This window comes from Arthrobacter sp. ISL-30, from assembly GCF_018613855.1.
GTDB lineage: Bacteria > Actinomycetota > Actinomycetes > Actinomycetales > Micrococcaceae > Arthrobacter.
Map to the genome: position 1 here is coordinate 45,891 of NZ_JAGGPK010000022.1, position 24,298 is coordinate 70,188.

Consider the following 24,298-nt stretch of genomic DNA (forward strand, 5'->3'; position numbering starts at 1 on the left):
GGCGGATCATTATCGCGGCGACGGGCGGATGGCCCGGACAGTTGCGGATGCGGCGCTGCTGGCCGGGGTTATGGTGGGCCGGCATCCTGGGGACCACACCTCCCTTGCAGACAGGCCGGGGCTTTGGCGGGAAGAGGCAGCCGCCCCTGACCTTTTCGGTCCGCTGGCGGGCAAGCGGATTGCACTGTCAATCCGCTTGGGGAATTATCTGGTGGCCCCCGACGTCGAAGCCAACACGAGGAGTGTGGCAGCCGCACTGCGGGAGGCAGGGGCGCTGGTTGAAGAGATCGAACTCCATTGGACCAGCGAGGAAATCAGCCGGACTATGTTCACCCATTTTGGCTACCTGCTGGGTCCAGCCATGGAAGACGAAACAGTCGGATCAGAAGAGCTGCTCGCGCCTTATACACGCCGATTCATGGCGGATGCCCGCAAGGCCGCCGAATCCCACCGCTTTCTGGACGGAGTGCGTGCAGAAACCCGGATCCAGGCAGAGCTGGCGGCATCAATAATCGATGCCCGGTCCTGGCCGTTCCCAGCGGTATGGCAGACTGCGGGATTCCGACAGGCGTGCAGATCGTCGGCCACCCGTTCGATGATGCCACCGTCTTCACCGTAGGTGCCGCCGTCGAGGCCCTCCTGCCCTGGGAGGGTCGGCGCCCACATTTGCTGGCCGCCGTCTAGTCCGGTCCGCCGCTGAAGGCGTTCCTGGCCGCCGCCGGCCAGGTCCTGGCCTTCAGCGGCCGCTGTGGCCCATCCTCTGTACATCCCCACGGTGTCGGGGAATGCTTGGGGACCATGAACCACGATGAACGCACGACCTGTTTGATAGTCGGTGGCGGACCCGCCGGAATCATGCTCGGGCTCCTGCTGGCGCGGGCCGGCGTCGAGGTCACGGTTCTTGAGAAGCACGCAGACTTCCTGCGCGATTTTCGCGGCGACACCGTCCACGCCTCCACGATTCGGCTCCTCGATGAGCTGGGCCTGGGCGACGCCTTCCGCGCCTTGCCGCAGAGCAAGCTGGGCAGCTTCCGGCTCCCCACCGGCGATGGCGAGGAAACAGTGATGCTCTCCGATTTCTCCCTGCTCAAGCCGCCCTACAACTATGTGGCCATGGTCCCCCAATGGGACCTGTTGAACTTCCTGGTGGATGCTGCCCGGCAGGAGCCCGTCTTCAGCCTCCGGATGAACACTGAGGCCGTTGACCTGCTGTACGACGGCGGCAAGGTCGCCGGGGTGTCCTATCGCACCAGGAATGCCTCGACTGGTGCAACAACGGGAACCGGGGAACTGCGGGCTGACCTCACCGTCGCCTGCGACGGGCGCGGGTCAGTGCTGCGGGAAAAGGCCGGGTTCATACCCCGGGAATTCCCCGTACCTTTTGACGCCTGGTGGTTCCGGCTCTCCCGCAGCGCGAACGATCGTGCGGAGGTGGCAGCCCTGGTCCCGCGGTTCGCCGGGTCCGAGATACTCCTAAGCCTGACCCGCAAGGATTACTACCAGATCGCCTACATCGCGAAGAAAGGCCTGGACCCACAGCTTCGCGCAGAAGGCGTGGAGAGTTTCCGCTCACGGGTCTCGAGGCTTCGCCCGGACCTGGCGGGCAGGGTTGACGAGATCACGTCCCTGGACGATCTCCATCTTCTGGACGTCCGGCTGAACCGGATCAACCCATGGCACAAACCAGGACTGCTGCTCATTGGGGATGCCGCCCATGCGATGTCACCGGCGGGAGGCGTGGGAATCAACCTGGCTATCCAGGACGCAGTGGCCGCAGCGCAGCGGCTGGCGCAGCCGCTGCTGCGACGAACCGTCAACGAGTCCGACCTTGCGGCTGTCCGAAAGCGCCGCTGGCTGCCCACCGTGGTGCTTCAGACCCTTCAACGCGGCCTCCATAGCGTGGTCTTCGGCCCTGCCGTTGCAGGTAAGGGGCAGCAGGTGCCGAAAGCTGTGATCTTTGTTGCCCGGAACTTCCCCTGGCTTCGCAAACTTCCAGCCCTCATGATTGCCTTCGGGCCACGGCCCGAGCATGCCCCGGATTTCGCACGCCGCCAACCGGCAGGCAGCCGGTCCCTCACGCCGCCAAAGGACTGACACGGCACCCGATGGAAGTCCGGTTGGAACGTCGGTAAGAGCGACGCTCTCAGAGCACGAAATTCCCCACATAGCACGCGATATAAAAGCGAGTAATCACTATTAGGACCCATATAAAAGCGAGTACTCACTACTGGTGTTTATCTAGCCGGCCTATCTTACGCTCAATTTACGGGCAGAGTCTCTCTTACACGTTCTCGGTCGGGGGTTTCGGATCCCTCCGATGAGCGCTGGTGCGGCTCTCCTGCAGCAGGACGTCCTATTGGCCAAAGTTTCTCTACTCACGCCATGAAGAGGTGAGGCATTTGTCTATTTCCACCCAACCCACAACTTTGAACGAGGCCAAAAACGTCCCTTGGGTCCTTCGGCGTATGCCTTTATACGTGGACGAGGTCGTGATCACCGTCCACACCAGCAACATCATCCGACCAACACCACCCAGATAGGGGACAACCATGCGCACCCGGCAGACCGAGGCACTGCACTTCGACATCCACGGCCGCGTTACCATCCGCGTCGACGCAAAGGCGCCGGCAGCGACCCAGCTCCAGACCATGTTGGCATGCTTCGCCAGCAACACCGAACGGCCGGCTGACATCGTCGTCGATGATCGGCCGGAGCCGATGCCGGATGCGGGTCTCCTCGAGCACGAGCTCGCGTATACGGAGAACAGCGTGCGTTTCCAAGCCGAGCGGGTCCAGGTCGTGAGGGACGGAGAGCAGTGGCGCATTCACGGGCCAGGCGAGCTGTTGACCTCCGTGGTCCCGGTTCTCGATGCCGCCATGGTCGGTCGAGGAGCCGGCATGATCCACGCGGCAACGATGGCGTACAGGGGTCACGCGATCGCGCTGCCCGCCGCCGGAGGGACCGGTAAGACGAGCACAGCCGCCAAGCTGATGCGGCGCGAGGGATGGTCATTCATGGGCGATGACTGGGCCTTCCTCGCCGAGGACGCCACGCTGCTCGGCTACGCGAAGCCGATGTTCATCAAGCCGCACCACCGGGCCATCTACCCGCACCTGTTCGAAGGTGCCCGGAAGCCCCTCGTCCCGCCACAGCTCTCGAAGAGCGTCGGCCGTCTCACCACGGTGGTGCACCCGTACGTGATCCGTTATCCGCGCCTCGCAGACTTCTCCCGGCGATGGTCGCCGGAGCATCGCATGGTCGACGCTGGGGCCGCATTCCCGGGGCGGGAAGTGACGACCTCGGCCCCGCTCGCGGCCGCCATCTACGTCGAGCGCTTCGAGGGCGCCCGGTCTCGGATCGTCGAGCGGACAAGCGAGTGGATGGTCGACCGAATGCTCGGCAACTTCCACATCGAGATGGCGGGCTTCTCGCAGCGGGTCGTGACCGGCCTGGCGGCCACGTCCGTCGTCCCTTGGCGCGAGCACTTCGCGGCGAAGGGGCTCGTGCTGAGCAAGGCGCTCGACGGACGGCCCTGCCACCTGCTGCAGGTGCCCTCCGCATACACGGCGGACGAGGCGTCGGACGACATCGTCCGGTTTCTCGAGGAGCTGCTGCCGTCGGTCCTCGACGAGCAGGCCTGAGGGGTGGGACACAGTGGGTCATAGCCCTGCCGAGGTCACCGCGGTCGTTCCGGCCCGCAACGCAGAGCACATGCTCCCGCGCTGTCTCGAGGCCCTGCGCCAGTCCGGTGTCGCCGAGATCATCGTGGTGGACGGATGCTCCACCGACCGCACCGTCGGCCTCGCCCTCGCGGCCGGCGCCCGGGTCCTGAGTGACGAGGGCCGCGGCCTGCCATGGGCCCGGACGCTCGGTGTGAAGAGCAGCAGCACCCGTTGGGTCCTGCTCGTCGACTCCGACGTCGTGTTTGGGCCCACGGGGGTCGCCGACCTGCTCACGGAGCTGGTCGAGGGCGGTTACGACGCCCTCCAGGCCGGTCTGGAGAGTGTCGGTGGACCCGGCTACTGGGGGCAGGCGCTGGCACATCACCATCGCACCGGCCGCAGCCGCAACTGGTTCGGGCTCGTGGCGACGCTCGTCGACCGAGACCTGATGCTGGGCGTGGGTTTCGACGACGCGTTCAAATCGGGGGAGGACATCGAGCTGCGTTGGCGGATGCGGGAGTCAGGGCTGCGAACGGCGGTGTCACGCCGGGTCGTCGTCGAACATCGTTTCGCCGCAGACGACTTCGACTTCGCGCTCGACCAGTTCCTCATGGATGGAACGGGACTGGGACGGATGATCCGCAAACACGGCTGGCGCGGTGCGAGGTTGGCTCTGCTGCCCGCCGCCGCGGCAGTCCGGGGCAGCGCCTTGAGCCTCGCCGCGGGCCAGCCTCGCTGGCTGCGCTACTACGTCGCCTTCTGCTGGTACAACTACGTGGGCCTGGCGAAGGGTGTTGCGTCGTGAGGACTAATCGGGAGACTGCTGTCATGGACCCCTCGACCGTCCGGCACTCCGCCCTGCGCAGCTCGCTCGGCCTCGTCGCGGGCAAGGCCGCCCAGACGGGCGCGGGTTTCGCCTTCTGGGTCGTGGCCGCGCACGCGACGTCCGACCGTGAGGTCGGACTCACCACGGCCGCGGTCTCGGCGGTGATGATCTGCACGCAGCTCGCGGTGCTGGGCGCCGGGTCGGCCGTGATCGTAGCGGTGGGGCGAGGGGAGCCGCCCGCGCGGGTGCTGGACGCGGCGTTCGCCATCGTGGGGGTAGCCGGCACCGTGCTGGCCCTCGGCTACCTCGTGCTGCATTCGGCTGTGGCGCCGGACACGGCCTCGGCATCGGTTCTCTTCTGGCTCACGTTCCCCGTGGCTGCCGTCACCGGCACCCTGGTCATCGTGCTGGACCAGGCGCTCGTGGCGTTGGGACACGGTGCCAGCGCGACCTTGAGGTACACGTTGGGCGGCGGGGTCTCACTCGGGGCTGCAGCGTTTGTGGCCTGGCAGGCGCACGGCGCCCCCGCCGAGGTACTGATGGCCTGCTGGACCCTCGGAGCGACCGTGGCGTTCGTCGTTGGTGTGGTCCAGCTGCGAAGACTGGTTGGCTACCGGCCGCGACCGTCCTTGCGCTTGGCGCGCGGCCGTCCACTGCTGGCGCTGGGTATTCCGCACCAGCTCCTCACCCTCACCGAGCGCGCCCCCGGGCTGGTGCTGCCGCTCCTGCTCGCGCACATGGTGGCGCCGGAGGCCGCTGCCTACTGGTATCCCGCATGGATGATGGCCTGGGCCGCCTACAACGCTCCGGTGCTGATGGGGATCGTTCAGTTCTCCGAGGGTGTCCGCGACGCGGACCGCCTGGTGTCAACCACATGGGCGAGTCTCCGTTGGTCGCTCGCTGTAGGAGGTCTGGCTGCCGCCGTCCTCGTCCTCCTCGCTCACCCGCTGCTCAGTCTGCTGGGCGAGCGGTACGCCGACTCGTCCGCCGGCGCTCTGCGGTGGTTGGCGGCCGGACTGGTGCCGTACGCGGTGCTGCAGGCCTACAACGCCGTGTGCCGGGCCCGCGGTCACTACGCGGAGGCGATCGTGGTCGGCGTGACGCTCGGAGTCGCCCTCTGCGCCTCAGCGCTGTTGGCCGCCGGCAGGGGCGCCAGCGACATGGCCCTTGCGTGGCTGGTGGTGCTCTCCATCGGGGCCGCGGCGGTCGGCCTCCGGCTGGTCGCCGTCCTCCGGCGCGTCTCGCGGGACACGCCATGACCGGCACGCTCGAAGCGACCACCCGCACCCAGGGACGCTGGAAGCCTCGTGACGTGTGGTGCGCACTGGCGGGAGTCGTGTCGCTGGCGCTTGCCGCGGGGGCCGCCTCCACGGTGGCCGTGCCCGTGGACAGTGACCTGGGGCTCGTCGCCGTGCTGCCCTACCCGTTCTGGGTGGGGGTCCTGCTTCTGAACGTCGCCTTCGTCGTTGCGCTGCGGGGGGATGCCGCGGGCCCGGCCCGCCGCCCGGTCATGATGTGGCTGGTCGTGGTGCTCGTGCTCGTGCTCTTCGGGACCGCAGCCTTCGCGACGGACGTACCCCGGGGTGAGGTCGCGTTCCGTCATCTCGGCGTCGCCGACGCCCTCTCGGGCATTCAGGGGATCGACCCGGACATCGACGGATACTTCAACTGGCCGGGTTTCTTCGCCCTCCTGGCGACGGTGCTCCGGGCGACCGGTCTCGACCCGGTGGCCGTTGCCCTGTGGGCACCGGTGCTCAACATGGGTCTGTGGCTCGCTGCCCTGGGCGTGCTGATGCGCTACCTGACTAGCGATCCGCGACGGCGCTGGCTCGCGCTCTGGCTCTTCTGCCTCGGCAACTGGCATGACCAGGACTACCTCTCTCCCCAGGCCTTCGGCTTCTTCCTTTACCTCGTCGTGGTGGCGTTGCTCCTAGGCCCGTTGGCCGCGCGCCCCCCCGAGATCCGCGGCTTCAGACGCGCGGACCTGGCGGCGAGGTGGCGAGGGCGGTTACCCGCCGAGTCCCGGCCGGGGCACCGGGTGAGTGCCCTCGTGGTGACCCTCTTGCTCATCGCGGTCATCTGCGCGAGCCATCAGCTGACGCCGTTCACGGTGCTCATCACCATCACCGCTCTCACCCTGAGCGGACGTGTCTGGCCCAGCCGGCTGCCCCTGATCACCGTAGTCGTGCTGTCGCTCTGGCTCGCGTACCCCGCGAGTACATACCTCCTCGGGCACCCACCCCTGGCGGACGCAGGACTGCAGGCTGCGACCGAGGCGAACGTAGTCGACCGCGTGAGCGGGACCGCCGGGCACGTGCTCGTGGTGCAGGTCCGGGTGGTTCTCACCCTCCTGCTGTGGGCACTCGCCGCGGTCGGGGCCGTGCGCGACTGGCGCAGAGGGCGTCTCGACATCCGGGTAGTCCTCCTCGCCGTCACCCCACTGCTGCTCTTCCCCGCGCAGGTGTACGGCGGGGAGATGCTCATCCGCGTCTCGCTGTTCGCGCTGCCCTTCATCGCATTGCAGGCGTGCTCGGTCCTGCTTCCCACGGACGGCAGCACACGCCCCTCTGCCCTTGCCGCGGGGGGCAGCACACGCCCCTCTCCCCTTGCCGCAGGGGGCGTTGCGCTCACCTGCATCCTGCTGGCCGTGATGACCGTGACTGGCCGGTTCGGGAACGCCCGGTTCGACGTCTTCACCGACGGTGAGATCGCCGCCGTCGCCGCCGCGCAGCGTCTCGCGCCCCCTGGCTCTACGATCATTTCGGCTGCACATCCGACGCCGTGGCGCAGTGAGGCCTACCTCGAACACCGGTACCGGACGATCGACGACCTGTGTCGGTCCGACTTGTCGACGGCGACGTGCGGCCCACTCGTCTACGACTACGCCCGGCAAAACCCTCCCGGTGCCGTCGTGCTGCTCACGCGCTCGTCGGAGGCGAGTCTCGTGGTCCAGGGCACCAGCAGCGCTGGCGGCTTAGCCGAGCTGGAGGAGTGGCTGGGCGCGCAGGACGGCGTGGAGCTCGCATTCAGCAACGAAGATGCACGCGCTTACCGGGTGACGCCATGAGCGCGCGCGTCAGCCGACCCACCGTGGCGCTCGGTCTCGCGGCCGTCGCGCTGTCGCTGGTGACGCTCGTCGGGCTGCCGACACCGCTGCAGGCGATCGCCGCGATAGCTGTCCTCGTCCTGCTCCCGGGCCAGGCGCTGGCCCGACTCACGCCGGTGGACGACCTCGCGCTCGGCGCACTGCTCGTCTTGGCGCTCGGCCTCGCCGCGCTCACGGCGGTGTCCGCGGCGATGTTCTACCTCGCTGTGTGGTCTTGGCAGGCGTGCGTCGTCACGATGGGCGTCATCACAGTCCTTGCGTGCATAGCACGCGCACGGCAGGACACACGGCAGGAGGCATCATGATGATCGACCTGGCGGGACTGCTCGCGACTGCCGCCCTGCTCGTCACCCTCGTCGCGCTCGAGGTCCGACGCGCGGGACCAGACACCGGGCAGCCCACACGCAAGAGGCTCCTCGACCGAACGGCGAACCGCTGGGTTGTCGCCGTCATGTGGACGATGTACCTGCTCCTCTTCCTTCCACGCGTGCTGGGACTGCTTACGTGAGCCGCGCGGCACGGTGGTGGCTCCTCAGCGATCTCCACCTGGGCGTGTCGGACGACGACCCCCGGTGCCCCGGCAGAGTGCTGCCCGAGTTCCTGCGCCGCGAGGTGCTCGCAGCCTCCGGTCCGCAGCAGCACGTCGCCTTCGTCGGTGACACGTTCGAGCTGGTCGGGTTCGGCGAGGACGAGAGCCTGGCCCGGCTCGAGTCCATCCTCGCCCGCCACCTCGACACGTTCCGGGCCCTGGAGGCCTGTGCGGCGCGCGGCGTGCAACTGCACTTCTTGTGCGGCAACCATGACGTGGAGCTGGCCCGGCACTCGGTTGCCGCCCGCCTGTCGGCGCTGCTGTCACCCGTCGAGCCGACGCGGGTCCGGGTGTACCCGTGGTTCCTGCACGTTCCCCAGGTGCTCGTGGCCGAGCACGGGCACCAGCACCACGCGCTGCATCGGATGCCCGAGGTACTCCGCGCGGCGGTCAACGGCAGCGACGAGCTGGACCTACCACCGCTCGCCGCATGGAATGCCCATCCGTCGAGGTCGCGCCTGAGCCGTGCTGGGGCCGTTGCCCGGGCCTGCCTGGCGTCCGAGCGGGCGGAACGCCGCGTCCGGAAGCTCGCGTACGACGAGCTGTTGCAGGCCGAGTCAAAGCGGCTCGCGCTCGACGGCGTGGCCGTTCGGGACCTGGCGCGTCTGTCCCGGTTCCGGACGGTGTCGGCGCTCCCGGTCGCCGCGACTCGCATGGTGCTCGCGGCCGCCGGGCGCAGAGTCACCGGCGAGGAGGCTCCTGCTGCAGCGGGCCGGTTCGCACGTACCCTCGAGGCGCACGGTTCCGGGGTGGCCTGGTACGTCTCGGGCCACACCCACCGGGCCCTCGAGTCGACGCTCGAAGCGTGCCCCACCCGGTATGTCAACACTGGCACGTGGTGTTCGGACGTCCGCGGTCGCGGACCTGACCAGTCGGACCGTCGGGCGTTCCCGTACGCCGTCGTCAACGTCGCCCGTGACGGCGCCACGAGCGGCGGGCTGCGGTACTGGCGTCCGGACGGTGGCTGAGCCGTACCGGTGTCAGTGCACCGGCCGGGCGGGCTGCACGGGCGCGTGCAAGGATTGGGCGGCGGGCCGCCGATCACGCGGGGAACCAGACGTGCGCCAGAGCCTGGCGCACGAGCACTTTCCGTGTGAGCCGGGCATCTCGCCGCTGGCGGCGAGCGAGGCAGCCTCCCCTGGCGTCACCCAGCACAGGTCCAGGTGTAGTTCCCATGCAGGTTATGAACAGCGTGGCGTGAACTTCGCCATTCATACCTCATCCGGGATTCATTATTTCACTGCACCTCGAGACACCGCGAGGGATCGTGAGGCTCGCCCTTGACCAAGGGCCCGCCGAGCAATGCGCATCTGCCAGTGTCAGCATTACCCCGCGATGGGGAGGCAATCAGGCTGACCCAGGTTGTCCGGTTGGTCTTAGGCGAACCTGGACTAATGTGGCTCGACTTAAGACGCGACGGCATTCCTACTCTGCGCATCAACTCGCAAGAGCCGGAAAGACGCGAGACTGGGCTGCCTAGGAAATTTCGGACAGCGGATTTGTTGGTTTTCTACGCTCCCATGGCTGGCTGCTTGTAACTGTAATGGACCTTGTTGGGGGTACCGGTAACCGAGCGCCGAATGCTGGCGCCGGCTGTTGTAGAAGCCCTCAATGTAGCGGATAACGTCGCGCCTGGCCTGGGCCTCGTGGTTTCGGCGGCATCTCGCAGTGCCTTCTCTACGAGCTGAGCGCGCATGTGCCCGTCGATGGCCCAGCCCACGGCCTTCTTTGAGTAGCAGTCGATCACAGTGGCCAAGTAAACGAATCCTTGCCAGGTATGGATGTACGTGATGTCCCCGACGAACTTGTTTCGGCCAAGATCTCACAAAGCTGTCTCCATCGCCGACGTTCTGCTCAGCCTCACCGGGCCGGACGACTTCCTTCGCTGACTCGCCCACTTCGCCAGCACATCGAACCAGCGGGTCTGGGCTTACCGACTGCAGGCGGACAAGGCAGTGCCGGGACTGCATCCTTATGGATGCAGTCCCGGCCAGCCCAGTCCTCTTCCTGCCTGACCTAGCGCAGGGTGAGCACCAGCGTGGGTGCGAGCGTGCTGCCGGCTTCCTTGGAGTTGAGGTCCAGGCCGTCGCTGCTGCTGGAGTCCATGCCAAGGGTGAGGTGTTGGCCGGGCTCGCCGGTCAGGCCGCTGACCGTCAGCTGAACGCTGTAGCTGGTGTTTTTCGCTGTCGGGCCGAGCGTGGCGATGCTGGTGCCGAGCGCCGGACGGTTGTCGTACGTGATCCCAGTCTCGGTCCAGCTGTCGTCATTAGCGTTCAGAAGGGGCTTGACGTTCTGCGTACCCGTTGACCCACTCCCGGCGCTGTGCAGCTGCAACGTCGCGCTTTCCAGCGTCCTGCCCGCATACGCCGACAGATCGAACTTCAAGTACGTGACCGTCACCGGGCTGTTGTCCACACCCAACACGGTACTCGTGCCGAAATTCGTCGCCGCCGATGTCCCGCTTAACACGTAGCTGTCAGCGGTGGCCGTGAGCGTGACGGTCTCCGGCGTACCGCCGCCCGCGGAGGCCGTGGTGAAGGTCCAGGTCTTGTCCGCCGCCAAGGCGTTCCCGGCAGCATCCTTCACCCCACTGGAGCCGCCCTTGATGGTCGCGGTGTACTTCGTACCCGCCGCCAGATCCGTATCCGGGTTCAACGTCGCCACCGTGCCGTTGTACGTCACATCGGCTGTCACCGGCGTCGTCGTCCCCTCCTTCGTCAACGTGAACGTGGTCGGCGTGACCGTCGACAGATCCATCGCTTCCGAGAAGGTTCCCGTTACATTCGCGGTCACCGCCACATCACGCGCATCAGCAGCCGGAGATGTCTCCGTCACCGTCGGAGCCGTCGTATCACCGGCGCCCGCGGAGGCCGTGGTGAAGGTCCAGGTCTTGTCCGCCGCCAAGGCGTTCCCGGCGGCATCCTTCACCCCACTGGAGCCGCCCTTGATGGTCGCGGTGTACTTCGTACCCGCTGCCAGGTCCGTATCCGGGTTCAACGTCGCCACCGTGCCGTTGTACGTCACATCGGCTGTCACCGGCGTCGTCGTCCCCTCCTTCGTCAACGTGAACGTGGTCGGCGTGACCGTCGACGGATTCATCGCTTCCGAGAAGGTTCCCGTTACATTCGCGGTCACCGCCACATCACGCGCATCAGCAGCCGGAGATGTCTCCGTCACCGTCGGAGCCGTCGTATCACCGACGCTACCGCCGCCGCTCACCGTGAGCACCAGCTTGGGTGCGACGGTGCTGCCGGCCTCCTTGGAGTTGAGGTCCAGGCCGTCGCTGCTGATGGAGTCCATGCCCAGTGAGAGCTGTTGGCCGAGCTCACCGGTCAGGCCGCTGACTGTCAGCTGAACGTTGTAGTTGGTGTTGGTCGTTGTCGGGCCGAGCGTGCCGATGCTGGTGCCGAGCGCCGGACGGATGCTGTACGTGATCCCGCCCTCGGTCCAGCTGTCGTCATTAGCGTTCAGAAGGGGCTTGACGTTCTGCTTACCGGTTGACCCACTCCCGGCGCTGCGCAGCTGCAACGTCGCACTCTCCAGCGTCCTACCCGCATACGCCGACAGGTCGAACTTCAAGTACGTGACCTCCACCGGGCTGAAGTCCACACCCAACAAGATACTCGTGCCAAAGTTCGTCCCCGCCGCCCCGCTCGCGTTCGACACATAGCTGTCAGCGGTGGCCGTGAGCGTGACGGTCTCGGGCGTGCCGCCCGGGGGCGCTGTGGTGAAGGTCCACGTCGTGTCCGCCGCCAACGCGTTCCCGGCAGCATCCTTCACTCCACTGGAGCCGCCCTTGATCGTCGCGGTGTACTTCGTATTGGCCGCCAGGTCCGTACCCGGGTTCAACGTCGCAACCGTGCCGTCGTACGTCACAACGGCTGTCACCGGCGTCGTCGTCCCCTCCTTCGTCAACGTGAATGTGTTCGACGTGACCGTCGACGCATCCATCGCCTCCGAGAACGATCCCGTCACATTCGTTGCCAGCGCCACACCCGTCGCACCAGCAACCGGAGACGTACCCGTCACCGTCGGAGCCGTCGTATCGCTGGGGGCGGCGGAGGCCGTGGTGAAGGTCCAGGTCTTGTCCGACGCCAACGCGTTACCGGCAACATCCTTCACCCCACCGGAGCCGCCCCTGATGGTCGCCGTGTACGTCGTACCCGCTGCCAGGTCCGCATCCGGGTTCAACGTCGCAACCTTGTCCGTGGGGTTGTACGTCACAGCGGCCGCCACCGTCCTCACCGGCGTCGTCACCGTCTGCAACGTGAATGTGGCCGACGTGACAGTCGACGGATCCATCGCCTCCGAGAATGACCCCGTCACATTCGCGGTCACCGCCACACCCGTCGCACCAGCAACGGGAGACGTACCCGTCACCACCGGAGCCGTCGTATCACCGCCGCCGCCGCCACCACCACCGCTGCTGGGGTCGTAAAAGTGCCAGTACCGGCTTGTGGCGTTCACATCGGCGAGCACCAGCAGGCCGCTGTTGGCCGTGCCCCGCGCCGCAGTGTTGAGGTTCTGCTTCGTCGACGTCACGTTGTGGACATACTGGTCGGCGTCAACAATACGAGCCGTCTTCGTGGTGGTGAAGCTGATCTTGTCCAGCCCCGTGGATTTCTCGTAGATCGCACCCCCCGAACTGGTGCAGACACCAGCGTTCGTCGTGCCACTCGGCTTGGGATAGGTTGCGAAGGTACGCAGCTTCTTTGGAGTCGTACTCTCGTCAATCAAGACGATCACCCGGTTGGGGCACTCCGCCACAGTCGCGATCGTGTGCGCCGACCACGTCGTACCATTCAATGCCAACAGCTGGATCAGCGGCTGGGACGCGGACGTGAACGACGTCTTAATAGCGGCGAAAACTTGACCCTCCGAGGAGTCCAGCCACTTCAAGTTCATATGGTCATCACCGCTGCGCTGCCCCGACACCGCCGCCACAGGAGCGGTCCAGGCGGTGTTCGGCGCTCCATCGACATGGTAGCTCCAGTACATGCCGTCGGTGGAGTCACCGATTTGCCGGCTCCACATCACACCCATCTTGTTCCCGTCGAACGCGATCACAGCCGACGTGTCGTCCACAGACACGTTGCTCAACGACGCAGGATGCGGGAACGGCGTCCCCCATTTCTTGCCCTCCGTGTCAGTGACGTTAAGGTAAATCCGGTTCCCTTGCTGCCACGTGGCCCACACCCGACCAGTCGAGTCCTTATCGATGGTCAGAACCTCAACGCGGTGGTTGTTGATGTTTTCAGAAGTCAGCAGCTTGTACGTCTTCGTACCCGAGTCGTAGCTGAAACGCCGCATCGTCGTCGGGTAGTTCGGCTCAGCGGGCGCACCGTCGTTGACGAACCGATAGCTCGCCACATACAACGTCGTCCCGTCCCACAACACGTCATGATGAGTGTTCGCCCGAGTATCCGTCGCCACACGCGTATCGACCCACGAGCTCGTCGCGGCATTGAACCGGAAGATGTGAAAATCCGAACTGGCAGTGTCCCACAGGTTCCCCCACCAGACCCCGTCGTTGAACCACAACGCACTCGTCGCCCGCTTCGTACCCGTCGGCGTCCCCGTCCCCGAGTGAGACGGACCCTCTACCCCAACATCACCCACAGCAGCCGACGCCGCACCCGGCACCATCAGAACACCCAGCGCAAGCAGCAGCGCTGCCAGCAGTGCCGGCAGCCGCAGAATCCGCGACCCGCCTAAACGGGACTGGACTCGCCTTGTATGCTTGTTCACTGCATTTCCCTCCCTTGCACGATTGTTCACTGCACTTCCCTCCATGGCGCTCCGACAAGAGCTGTGCTGCTCTGGAGACGCGCGGAGAGGTGTGCAAGCCGACGTCCCCGGAAGTACCCCGCGGCGGTGAAGGCCAGAACGGCGATGACGGCTCCGGCACGGCCGAGTCCATAGACGTTTCCATCCCGGCTCCAGTCCTGTATTCCGGAAAAAACGGCCCTCGGAAGGACGCTTCGGACATACCGCCGCTCCGCGCCCAAGGCCCGTTTGTGGCCGACGACCTGGCTGACCTGCGCCTTGGAGATCCCCTCAGACCAGGACCGGGCCAGCATGTATCGGAGGGTTGCCCTGCTGGCCGGCACGTGGTGATGTACCAGGGCTGCTGGTTCGTAGACAATCCTCGAGCCAGGTGACCCGATCCTGGAACGGATGCAGATTTCTGTCTCTTCGCAGCCAAGGGGCCTGGTTCCCTGGCGGCCAAGTGTGAGGTTGAAACCGCCAACCTGACGGAGGACATCAAGCCGAAAGGACATGTTTGCACCAATGACATTTCGGACTTCAGATGCAACCCTTGGCATCCCCCGATGGCTGCACCCAACAATCCAATCCAGCTCTTCGCCGAAGTATCCGGGACGTCCCTTTTCCCATACCGGCTCAACGCGGCCACCTACAGCCAGCACATCAGGATCGTCATAGAGAGCCATCAGTCGTTCCAGCCAATCCGGCGCCGCTTCGGCATCGTCGTCCAAAAAGGCCACAACGTCGGAGTCCGCCAGGCTGACCCCGGTATTGCGTGCTCCGGAAAGCCCTTGGGGGCCGGTATTTTCCACGAGAGTCACATCACGCACATTCTCAATGAGCCGCTTATAAAGACCCTCGTTGTGGTCAACCACCACAACGACTTCCTGGGGAGTGAAAGTTTGTGCGTGGACGGACTGAATGACGTTCAGCAAAAGACTCCAGCGCTCCTGGGTATAAGCGCAAATCACCACGGTGACTGTAGGAGATTCAACAAAAGTAGACATTGCTAAGCCTCCGCAATCAAGGAGAGAATGCTTTGGGGATCCGTTGGCGTCCGGGGAAACTTGACGTTGGCGTAGGTGTATTTCACGCGGCGCAAGGCCTCGGGACGAGCTCCCGCGGTAGGGGCCTCCCAGAGCGTGCATTCGCGTGCCATCGTCCTTAAGACTCTCCAGCCATCCCGGAAGGTCTGCAGATTGGACACTCCTGATATACGGTCAAGCTCAATGCTTGGTACCTCGGCAATGCGGAGACCCGCCTTGGCTGCCCGGACTATGAGTTCAGTCTCGATTTCGAAACCGTCCGATTCCAGCTGGAGGATCTCCAGGCATTCCCTGCGGAAGGCTATGTATCCGTAGCAAAGGTCTGAATAGTTGCTGTGGAGTACGGTGTTAGCCAAGGCTGTCAGCGCACGATTGCCGGTCCGCCGCAATGGGGTCAGGTCCTCAGAGCCGCCGCCCGTCACATAGCGCGAGCCTTTGACGAAGTCGTAATCATGCTGAAGCGGGGAGACGAACCAGCCGATCTCCTGGGGATCCATGCTTCCATCGGCATCCAGCATGACGATGATGTCCCCTGAAGCCGCGGCGAATCCCGCACGGAGGGCAACACCTTTCCCCTTGCGCAGTTCGTGCACCACTACGACGTCGTTTCGGAGAGCCCGGGCCACATCCACAGTGTTGTCTTGGGAGCGACCATCGACGATCACTACTTCGTCCACGTACGACGGCATTCGGCGAAGAACCCAGGGGAGGTTCTTTGCTTCATTCAATGTTGGGATAACCACGCTTACTGACGCCCTCGACGACGGCACTGCCGGCTCGGAGAACGTACTTGGAAGCTGGGTGGAAATAGACAAATGCCTCACCACTTCATGACTTTGACGAAAATTTGATAATGCCGCGCCAACTCAAGAGAAGGTCGCGACACTAGCGCTTATCCGGTCTGGTCTGGTCTGTGGTCCCAGCTACTCATAGCCAATGACTCTGCCCGTGGATTAGAGCCTACGGGCGGCTCCCTTAGGTATCACGAGTAGCCAGTACTCGCTTTTGTAGGGTCAATCCATACAGCCGTACTCAAATTCATTGGAGTAATCGCTATTTAGCACCTGAATAAACGTTTCTTCAGCGCTAAACGGCCGTCCGGAAGAACAAACGGGTCACCGTGGCCAGGCTGTAGGGGTCCTCTACGCCGCACAGCTCCCGCGCGGAGTGCATGGACAGCAGCGGTACGCCGACGTCGACCGTCCTGATCCCGATCCTGGTAGCCGTCAGGGGGCCGATCGTCGAGCCGCAGGGGATCGCATTATTGGACACAAACTCCTGATATGCGACGCCGCTCTCCTTGCACAACCGCGCCCACAAGGCCGCCCCGCCGGCGTCAGTGGCATACCGCTGGTTCGCGTTGATTTTCAACAGCGGGCCGCCGTTCAGCACTGGGCGGTTGGCGGGGTCGTGGCGTTCGGGATAGTTGGGGTGTACTGCATGCCCGGCATCGGCCGAAACACAGAACGACGCCGCCAGGGCCCGCCGCCGTTCGCTCACCGTCGCGCCGAGGCCGTCTGAGATGCGTAACAGGATGTCTTCGAGGAGGGGTCCGGAGGCGCCTGAGCGGGACGCCGAGCCCACTTCCTCGTGATCGAAGGCGGCGAGGACTGCAATGGGTGCGGACCCGGTTCCATTATCAGCTTCCGCGTGCCGGATCAGCGCCGCCAGCCCCGCGTGCGTTGCTGAAAGATTGTCCAGGCGCGCGGACGCGAAGAACTCGCTGTTGGCACCGAAAACAGCAGGCTCCTGCGTGTCCGCCACAACGACGTCGTACCCGCCGATCTGCGCCGGGTCCACGGCACCCCCCTCAACAGTTTTGGCCAGCAGCCCCAGGAGGTCTTCGCCGGCGGGATCGCCGAGGCCGAATACCGGGTTCATGTGCTGCTGCTTGTCCAGGGTCAGGCCATCGTTCGCTGCCCGGTCCAGGTGGATGGCAAGCTGGGGAAAGCGCAGGAGCGGCCCCGTAGATGTCAGGTGTTCCGTGCCGTCAAGCATCACGAGCCGTCCCGCGAGCCGTAGTTCCCGGTCCAGCCACGAGTTCAGCAGCGGCCCGCCATAGACCTCGACTCCCGCCTGCAGCCAGCCCAGTTTTCCGCTCGTGGATTTGGGCTTGAGCTTGAACGACGGCGAATCGGTGTGGGTGCCCAGGATGTTGAAGCCCGTGGCGGGGCCAGCCGCCTGCGGGACGACCCAGGCGATCAAGGCGCCGTCGCGGAGGACGTAGAAGCTACCGGGACCGCCCTCCCAGGCCTCCCGCTCATCCTGCGCGCTGAAGCCGGCGGCATCCAGCCGACGACCGGCTTCGTGGACCGCATGGAAGCTTGACGGCGAAGCGTTCACGTAGTCGCCGAGGTCCCGGATGTGCTCTAAAGCGGAGGTGTTGGAAGGCATGGGACCGAGTTTAGCCCGGGGCTAAATCGGACCCGCCAATCCAGCAGCTACACCGTCACGTTCAGCGCCGCGGTGTAGCCGGCCGAGACGGATCCTGACATCGTGGCCAGCTGGTAGATACCGCCGTCGTCGCCAAACACGTTGTCCGACTGCAGCGTGGTGTTGGGGAAGTTTCGCGCGCTGGTCTCGTAGCCCGCCGTGGCATAGACCTCGTTACAGGCCGCATCGGTGAGGGCGATCTGCGACACTCGCAGGATCTGCCCGGCGCTGGTGGCATTGGACATGGATTCGAACACTTCGAAGTGGATGTGGGGCCAGCGGCCGTTATAGGCGCCGGGGAAAATTGTGGTGAAGGTCAGCTGGCCGTTGGCGTCGGCCTCCTGGACCCCGCGAAGATAGTTCTCGTTCTCGAGCCCGGAATCGTACATTGAATACTTGCCGTTTTTGTCACAGTGCCAGGCGTAAACGGCGGCGCCGGCCAGGGGTTTGCAGCCGTTGGCGTTATCGAGCAGGGTCAGGGTCACGGTGAGCGGCACACCGGTGACCTTGGTGCTGGACGTGCCGAAGCTGGAGGTGATGTCCTGGCGGACCACGCCCGAAGCCTCCAGTACATTGGGACCGTTGGAACCGTCCCCGGGGAAGGGACCGGCGGTTTCCTTGGGGATCTCCACCCCGCACTCGGCGATCGCCCGTGTGACCGTGGGAGAAGCCGACGACGGCGTGGACGTCGCCGCCGTCGTACCCGTAGAAGCTGGCGTGGTCGTGGCACCGGCACTTCCGGGGTCACTCGGCGTGCAGGCTCCAAGCGCGACGGCGGCGCCGCCGCCCAGCAGCACGCCGAGGGTTCGGCGTCGGCTCAACAGCGTGGAGAGATCGAATTCCAGTCCGCGGTCGTGGTCCGGGTGCGGCTGGGCATCTTTGATGGGGTCCGAGGGCGGGAGCGGATTTTTGTTCATGCGTCAATGGAACCCGCCCCGCCTATGACCTGTACATAGCGAAGCTGTGAGCAGCCTGTGAGGCCGGCAGTTGGGCGGAGGAAGTTGGGGCTGGCAGTTGGGGGAGGCGAGCCCGGCCCTGGTGTCCACTTAGCGTTCCGCTCAGAAATCGGGATTGCTGGGTACCACCAAACCGGTTTCGTACGCGTAGACAACCGCCTGCACCCGGTCGCGCAGGTGCAGCTTGTTCAGGATCCTCCGGACGTGAGTTTTGACCGTGGCTTCTGACAGGAAAAACTTGTGCGCAATCTCGGCATTGGATAGTCCGTCGGCGATTGCCTCCAGGACCTCGGTTTCGCGCCTGGTGAGGTCTTCAAGCAGGGGATCGCGAGGAGGGGGAACGGCGTCGGGGCGAATAGCCCCCCGCACGTATGTTTCCAGGAGTCGCTGCGTGACGCGTGGCGCCACAACGGCGTCACCGCTGGCTACCAGCCGAACAGCCTGGACGAGCTCCGCCGGTGCCACGTCCTTGAGCAGAAAGGCCGACGCTCCGGCCTGTAGCCCGGCGAAGGCGTATTCGTCGAGGTCGAAAGTGGTCAGGAGGATGAGCCTTGCTCGGGAGTTGGAGGACGTGATCCTCCGTGTGGCCTCGATACCGTCAAGCACCGGCATCCTAATGTCCATGAGCACCACGTCAGGCCGAAGATCCTGAACCAGCCGGGCACCCTCCGCCCCGTCCGAGGCTTCACCCACGATTTCGAGGTCATCCTCACCCTCCAGAATGAGCCTGAACCCCATCCTCAGCAGCGGCTGGTCATCAACCAGCAAGACCCGGATCGGCCCGCCGTCCTCAGCGGGCTCCTCCGCCTCGCCGTATCCCCCGGCAAGTCCCCCAGTTTGTCCCCCAGTCACGTTTTCTCCTTGTCTCCGTTCCAATGCAGCAGGGCATGGACCTGCCATCCCCCGTTTGAAGCAGGGCCGGCCTCCACCGTTCCCGCATAAATCCTTGCCCGCTCGCGCATGCCTGCGATGCCCTGGCCCGTGCCAAGGCTGCCTTCCCCCTGCAGTCCGCGACCCTCGTCCTGCAGTCGTCGGCCGTCGTCGAGCACGTCAATGGTGACGACATCGCCGTCGCGCCTGATTTCCACATCCACATGGGTCAGGCCGCGGCCATAGCGCAGCACGTTGGTCAGTGACTCCTGCACGATCCGGTAGACGGTCAGGCGGAAGGCCGGGTCCTCGGGCAGCGAAGGGCCGGTATGGGAATAGTGCAGCGGCAGGCCCGCGGTGCGGAAGCCGTCAAGCAGCGTGGTGAGGTTATCCCCCGCAGCAAGGGGCTCCAGCGGTGACCGTGGAGTGCGGTCATCGCGGAGCACGCCCAGGACCCGGCGCATGTCCGACAGTGCCATCCGCCCCGTCCTGCTGAGTTCCCCCAGCACCTCTCCGGCGCGCTCCGGGTCCTTCTTGACCACTACCGCGGCGCCATCGGACAGGCTGATCATGACGGTCAGGGAGTGTGCCACGACGTCGTGCATTTCCCGCGCGATCCTGTTGCGCTCGTTGACGGAGCCCAGCTGCGCCGTTCTAGCCGCCCAAGCGGCCACCTCGTCCTCATGCTCCCGCCGCTGGCGTACCGAGATCCCGATCCCCGTGGCGATCATGTTGGACAGCATGATGCTTATTGCCGCGGCGATGTTGCTCACGAGGTGGAAGTGATCGGAACCGGCCGCAGCCTCAGGACTGCCCATCACGGAGGTCGGGCTGGTTGCCATGAACAGATAAACGAGCGCCAGGGGAGTGCTCGCTGCTGCCAGGGTGAAGAAAGCGAACTTCCGTTGCCTCGCCACCGCCACCGCATACAGGGCGAACCACAGGCCGGCGGACACGTTGGATCCCCACGGGTTCAGCAGGGTAGCGGCTACTTCCAGGAGCGCGACGACGGCCGTTACCGCCGTCGGGAAGCGCCTCCGGAGGAACAGAACCCCGGCGATCGCCCCAAGGACGACGCCGGCCTGCCACTCGCCGTCGGCGCTGGAGGCCACGACCGTGGAAGCGGCCAGCAGCAGGTAGCACAGCACCACCACCAGATCCATGATTCGCGGATGCTGGAAAAGATAGCGTCGGATGCGGCCACGCCGTTTGGCCGTGATCTCGGCAAAGGAGGGGTCGCTGGCCTGGGGTTGCGTGGACGCGCGGGACCCTGTGGACGCGCGGGATTCTGTGGACGCGCGGGAAGCGGCGGCCGCTCCGACCACCGCTTCCTCGACTGCCTGTCCCTCCGTCATGGATTGAGCCTAGTTGGCAATGTTCACCTACACGTCGCGCTTCTTGAGCAGCACCATGGCCAGGACCAGTGGCACCGCAACCCAGGCTCCCAGCCACAGCGACGCCTGCCAGATCTCCAGGGCACCGTCTGCCGGCGTTCCCGCTGTGATTGTCTGGAACAGGTTCCCCGGCAGGTACTTCCTTGCTTCGACAAAGAAGTCCCCGGGAATGAGCTGGAAGGCAATCGGAACTACGAAGAAAAGGCCAACGAGGGACATGATGCCCCCGGCGGAGTTGCGCAGGAGCGTGCCCAGTGACATGCCGATTGCAGCAACAGCCGCGACATAGAGCCCACTGACCAGCAGCATCCGGAGCGAATGTTCAGTCCCCAGGTCAATCGTGAAGCCGTAATTGTCCAGGATGGGGGCGGCTACGACGTACGTGAGCAGGGCTGCTGCGACGGTCAGGACAAACGCGGAGACCGTAACCACGAGCAGCTTCGCCACGAACGCCGGTGTCCGCTTCGGCACGGCGGCGAAAGTGGAGCGGGCCATTCCGGTGGTGAATTCGGAGCTCATCAACAGGACGGCCAGCGAACCGATGATGAGCTGCGCGAAGTCCAGGCCCGACGTCGGTACGCGCACCGTGAGGTCGGCGCCCTGCGCGGCGAAAGCCGCCGCCGCCTCCGGATCGTCCCTGGACGCCTCGGAAAACTGCCCGACGCCCCAAGCGTTGAGGGCCCCGAAACCGACCATGACCAGCACGGTCGACCCGAGCAGGATCAGGGTGGACAGCAGGGTGCGGAACTTGATGAACTCCGAGTTCAGGACGCGAAAGAAGCTGGGACCGGGGCCCACATCGACGCGGGACCGGCGGAGGTCAAGGGTGGTGGCGCTCATAGTTACTTGCCTCCGGTCTGGGCGGGAACGGGAGCCCCGGTAGTGATGAGTGAGTGGTATTCCACCTCGTCCTTGGTCAGCTCCATGTAGGCCTCTTCCAAGCTCGCCTGCAAAGGCGTCAGCTCATAGACCATGACGTGATGGTCCAGGGCGGCCCGTGCAATCTGCCGTGGTGTTATTCCCTTGACCTCGAGGAGCTCGTGGTCCTGGACCTCCACCGAAACTCCGTCGCTGGCCAGCAGGCCCATGAGCTGCTCGGGCTGGTCGGTGCGGACGCGCGTTCGCGCCTGCCCCTTGCCGGTGATGATCTCCTTGATCGGGGCATCGGCGATGATCCTGCCGCGGCCGATTACGATGAGGTGGTCCGCAGTTTGGGCCATTTCGCTCATGAGATGGCTGGACAGGAACACAGTCCGCCCTTCGGAGGCGAGGAACTTGACCAGGTTTCGGACCCAGACGACGCCTTCGGGATCAAGGCCGTTGACGGGCTCGTCCAGGATGATCGTCTGCGGATCGCCCAGGAGGGCGGCGGCAATGCCAAGTCGCTGGCCCATTCCCAGCGAGAAGCCTTTCACTTTCTTCTTCGCGACGTCGCCCAGGCCTGTCATTTCGATGACTTCGTGGACGCGCTTTTTCGGGATGCTGTGCGTGGCGGCCATAGCCAACAAGTGGTTGTAGGCGCTGCGGCTCGTGTGGACGGCCTTGGCGTCAAGGAGCGCCCCGATTTCACGCAGTGGCGCTGAGTGATGCGCGAACGGGACGCCGTTGACCGTTACCGCGCCCGCCGTCGGGGCATCCAGGCCCATGATCATGCGCATAGTGGTGGATTTGCCGGCGCCGTTAGGGCCAAGGAAGCCCGTCACCTGCCCGGCCTGGACTGTGAAGCTGACCCCTCCGACGGCGGTCTTGTCGCCGTAGACTTTGGTCAGGCCTTTTGCCTCGATCATTTGGAAGCGTTCCCTCCGCTTGCTTCGCAGCCGATTGACTGTAGTAACAACGCTAGCCATCAGCGGCCCGGGATTCGCCGGTCTTAGGGATGATTCAGGGTCCGTTCAGGGTAGTCCGCATGGATGACGGTCTACCGCGAGCGGGATCACCGTGAGCTGATCGACTCGAACTTTCGGATGCACAGCGGAACGAAGACAACGATCATCAGTGCAGCCCCAATCAGCACGGTTGCTACAGCATTTTGCATCGGCCAGGCATCCGGGATGGGTGCAGTGCCCAGGTTTCCGAACAACTGGCGAGCTGCCTGCACCAGTGCAGAAACAGGGTTCCAGTCGGCGAAGATCCGCAGCGGAGTGGCTGAATGCGTAGCTGAAAAGCAGCAGCAGGCCCACGCCGGCCAGAAACTCGGGGAGGGAGGTATTCACCCGCCAACCGACCATCAGCCCCGTCCCAATCATGATGAGCATGGAGATGGCGTTGGGCACCAGGTCTGCGTTGGTCCGCCCTATCAGTACGGCCGATGAGCTCATGGGCAGGGTCCGGAAGCGGTCGATGATTCCTTCCTTGAGGTCCTGCGCCATGGCGGCACCGGAGAACGTGGCGCCGAAAACGACTGTTTGGCCAAAGATCCCGGCCATGAGGAACTGCGTGTAGTCCGATCCCTCCACTTTTATGGAGCCCCCATAGACCTGGCTGAACAGGAGGACAAACATGATGGGCTGGAGTACGGCAAACAGCAGCATGTCGGGGGAGCGCTTCATCTTGGTGAGGTTCCGCTTGGTCACGGTCCAGCCGTCGCTGGCCCAGCGTCCCGGGCCATGGTTGGCGGCGGTCATGGGTGTCGCGGGCATTGTCACCGTGCTCATTTCGCGTCCTCCATCTCGTTCCTGGTGTTGAGCGCCCCGTCCTTCTCAACCTTGCGGCCGGTGATCCGCAGGAAGACGTCATCCAGGGTAGGCCGTCGCATTCCGGCGTCGTGCAATTCAATGCGTTGGGAAGCGAACTCGGAGAGGATGTACTGCAGGGCCCGAGGACCTTCCCCGACCGGGACTTCGATGGTGCGCCCGTCCGAAGCCAGTTCCGCCTCCCTTTCGCCGTGCCTGGCAAGGATGCGCAGGGCGGTGTCGGAATCGGCCGCCCTGACCAAGGCAATCACCACCCGATGCCCGCCGACCTGCGCCTTGAGCTCGTCGGCGGTGCCGCGGGCGATGAGCTGGCCGCCGTCGATCACGGCAATGTCATCGGCCAACTGGTCTGCTTCCTCAAGGTACTGGGTGGTCAGTAGCAGGGTGGTTCCGTCATTGACCAGTCCCCGGATGATTTCCCAGAGGGCCAGCCTGCTTCTCGGGTCCAGCCCGGTGGTGGGCTCATCCAGGAACAGGATCCTAGGCTTGTTCACAAGGGCTCCGGCGACGTCGATCCGCCGTCGCATCCCGCCGGAGAACCCCTTTACGGGACGGTTTCCGGCGGCAGTCAGCTCGAACATGTCGATCAGTTCCTGCGCCCGGCGCCGCGACTCCCGTCGCCCCAGGTGGTAGAGCCGTCCTACCATCTCAAGGTTTTCGAATCCCGTCAGGTTCTCGTCGACGGCGGCATACTGACCTGACACGCCAATGATTCGACGGGCACCATGCGGATCCCGTACGACGTCGATTCCGTCAATGTGCGCGGTGCCGGCGTCGGGTTTGATGAGGGTGGTCAGGACCTTGACGGCGGTCGTTTTCCCGGCTCCGTTGGGCCCCAACAAGGCGGTGACGGTTCCTTGGGGGACTGAGAGGTCAAGGCCGTTCAGCGCGTGGACCTGGCCCGTTTTGGCTTTGTAGAACTTCTTTAATCCGGAGGCTTCAATGATGTTCACCCGA

At 64.9% G+C, this 24,298-nt stretch carries 20 protein-coding genes and 1 pseudogene; 9 read left to right on the top strand and 12 right to left on the bottom strand.

Going from position 1 to position 24,298, the window contains the following annotated elements; genetic code table 11:
* Positions 1–28 precede the first annotated feature (28 nt).
* The 9 genes from J7E82_RS09395 (at position 29) to J7E82_RS09435 (ending at position 9,151) form a co-directional block, all read left to right on the top strand.
* The gene (locus tag J7E82_RS09395) at positions 29–619 is read left to right on the top strand and encodes an amidase family protein (RefSeq protein WP_251041688.1); all 591 of its coding nucleotides are present in this window, start codon (positions 29–31) and stop codon (positions 617–619) included.
* 179 nt (positions 620–798) lie between these two features.
* Entirely contained in the window at positions 799–2,094 is a 1,296-nt protein-coding gene (locus tag J7E82_RS09400; RefSeq protein WP_214862345.1) for an FAD-dependent oxidoreductase, read from the top strand.
* A 455-nt stretch (positions 2,095–2,549) separates the two neighbouring features.
* The gene (locus J7E82_RS09405) at positions 2,550–3,641 is read left to right on the top strand and encodes a hypothetical protein (protein WP_214862346.1); all 1,092 of its coding nucleotides are present in this window, start codon (positions 2,550–2,552) and stop codon (positions 3,639–3,641) included.
* 13 nt (positions 3,642–3,654) lie between these two features.
* The gene (locus J7E82_RS09410; RefSeq protein ID WP_214862347.1) at positions 3,655–4,467 is read left to right on the top strand and encodes a glycosyltransferase; all 813 of its coding nucleotides are present in this window, start codon (positions 3,655–3,657) and stop codon (positions 4,465–4,467) included.
* Positions 4,464–5,747: a polysaccharide biosynthesis protein gene (locus J7E82_RS09415; RefSeq protein WP_308113727.1), complete on the top strand. Its 1,284-nt coding sequence runs from the start codon at positions 4,464–4,466 to the stop codon at positions 5,745–5,747. Before J7E82_RS09410 ends, J7E82_RS09415 begins: the two co-directional genes overlap by 4 nt.
* Positions 5,744–7,555 (top strand): glycosyltransferase, encoded by a 1,812-nt coding sequence (locus J7E82_RS09420; protein ID WP_214862348.1) that lies wholly within the window; start codon positions 5,744–5,746, stop codon positions 7,553–7,555. The genes J7E82_RS09415 and J7E82_RS09420 overlap by 4 nt, the downstream gene beginning before the upstream one ends.
* A 59-nt stretch (positions 7,556–7,614) precedes the next feature.
* Entirely contained in the window at positions 7,615–7,899 is a 285-nt protein-coding gene (locus J7E82_RS09425; RefSeq protein ID WP_308113728.1) for a hypothetical protein, read from the top strand.
* The gene (locus J7E82_RS09430; RefSeq protein WP_214862350.1) at positions 7,896–8,102 is read left to right on the top strand and encodes a hypothetical protein; all 207 of its coding nucleotides are present in this window, start codon (positions 7,896–7,898) and stop codon (positions 8,100–8,102) included. Before J7E82_RS09425 ends, J7E82_RS09430 begins: the two co-directional genes overlap by 4 nt.
* Positions 8,099–9,151 carry a hypothetical protein gene (locus J7E82_RS09435; protein WP_214862351.1) on the top strand — a complete coding sequence of 351 codons (1,053 nt, stop codon included), beginning with the start codon at positions 8,099–8,101 and terminating at the stop codon, positions 9,149–9,151. The genes J7E82_RS09430 and J7E82_RS09435 overlap by 4 nt, the downstream gene beginning before the upstream one ends.
* A gap of 542 nt (positions 9,152–9,693) precedes the next feature.
* On the opposite strand, the pseudogene J7E82_RS09440 reads toward J7E82_RS09435, so the two are convergent.
* The 12 genes and pseudogenes from J7E82_RS09440 to J7E82_RS09500 all read right to left on the bottom strand — a co-directional run.
* Positions 9,694–9,990 (bottom strand): annotated as a pseudogene (locus J7E82_RS09440) (DDE-type integrase/transposase/recombinase); the annotation flags it as partial.
* A gap of 209 nt (positions 9,991–10,199) precedes the next feature.
* Complete coding sequence (locus J7E82_RS20670; protein ID WP_251041710.1) at positions 10,200–13,829, bottom strand: Ig-like domain-containing protein; 3,630 nt, start codon at positions 13,827–13,829, stop codon at positions 10,200–10,202.
* 128 nt (positions 13,830–13,957) lie between these two features.
* The gene (locus J7E82_RS09455; RefSeq protein ID WP_214862352.1) at positions 13,958–14,956 is read right to left on the bottom strand and encodes a glycosyltransferase family 2 protein; all 999 of its coding nucleotides are present in this window, start codon (positions 14,954–14,956) and stop codon (positions 13,958–13,960) included.
* Positions 14,957–14,958: 2 nt separating this feature from the next.
* A complete protein-coding gene (locus J7E82_RS09460) occupies positions 14,959–15,810 on the bottom strand; it encodes a glycosyltransferase family 2 protein (RefSeq protein ID WP_214862353.1) in 852 nt (283 codons plus the stop codon).
* Between the two features lie 271 nt (positions 15,811–16,081).
* Positions 16,082–17,389, bottom strand: a complete 1,308-nt coding sequence (locus J7E82_RS09465; protein ID WP_214862354.1) for a M18 family aminopeptidase — start codon at positions 17,387–17,389, stop codon at positions 16,082–16,084.
* Positions 17,390–17,436: 47 nt separating this feature from the next.
* Entirely contained in the window at positions 17,437–18,345 is a 909-nt protein-coding gene (locus J7E82_RS09470; protein WP_214862355.1) for an intradiol ring-cleavage dioxygenase, read from the bottom strand.
* Positions 18,346–18,486: 141 nt separating this feature from the next.
* Positions 18,487–19,161 (bottom strand): response regulator transcription factor, encoded by a 675-nt coding sequence (locus tag J7E82_RS09475; RefSeq protein WP_308113735.1) that lies wholly within the window; start codon positions 19,159–19,161, stop codon positions 18,487–18,489.
* Between the two features lie 71 nt (positions 19,162–19,232).
* Positions 19,233–20,609, bottom strand: a complete 1,377-nt coding sequence (locus J7E82_RS09480) for a sensor histidine kinase (RefSeq protein WP_251041689.1) — start codon at positions 20,607–20,609, stop codon at positions 19,233–19,235.
* A 27-nt stretch (positions 20,610–20,636) separates the two neighbouring features.
* Positions 20,637–21,488, bottom strand: coding sequence for an ABC transporter permease subunit (locus J7E82_RS09485; RefSeq protein ID WP_214862357.1), 852 nt, complete (start codon positions 21,486–21,488; stop codon positions 20,637–20,639).
* 2 nt (positions 21,489–21,490) lie between these two features.
* Positions 21,491–22,435 carry an ABC transporter ATP-binding protein gene (locus tag J7E82_RS09490; RefSeq protein ID WP_214862358.1) on the bottom strand — a complete coding sequence of 315 codons (945 nt, stop codon included), beginning with the start codon at positions 22,433–22,435 and terminating at the stop codon, positions 21,491–21,493.
* A gap of 105 nt (positions 22,436–22,540) precedes the next feature.
* Positions 22,541–23,302 (bottom strand): ABC transporter permease, encoded by a 762-nt coding sequence (locus J7E82_RS09495; protein ID WP_374223603.1) that lies wholly within the window; start codon positions 23,300–23,302, stop codon positions 22,541–22,543.
* Positions 23,299–24,294, bottom strand: a complete 996-nt coding sequence (locus tag J7E82_RS09500; RefSeq protein ID WP_214862359.1) for an ATP-binding cassette domain-containing protein — start codon at positions 24,292–24,294, stop codon at positions 23,299–23,301. Before J7E82_RS09500 ends, J7E82_RS09495 begins: the two co-directional genes overlap by 4 nt.
* Positions 24,295–24,298 lie beyond the last annotated feature (4 nt).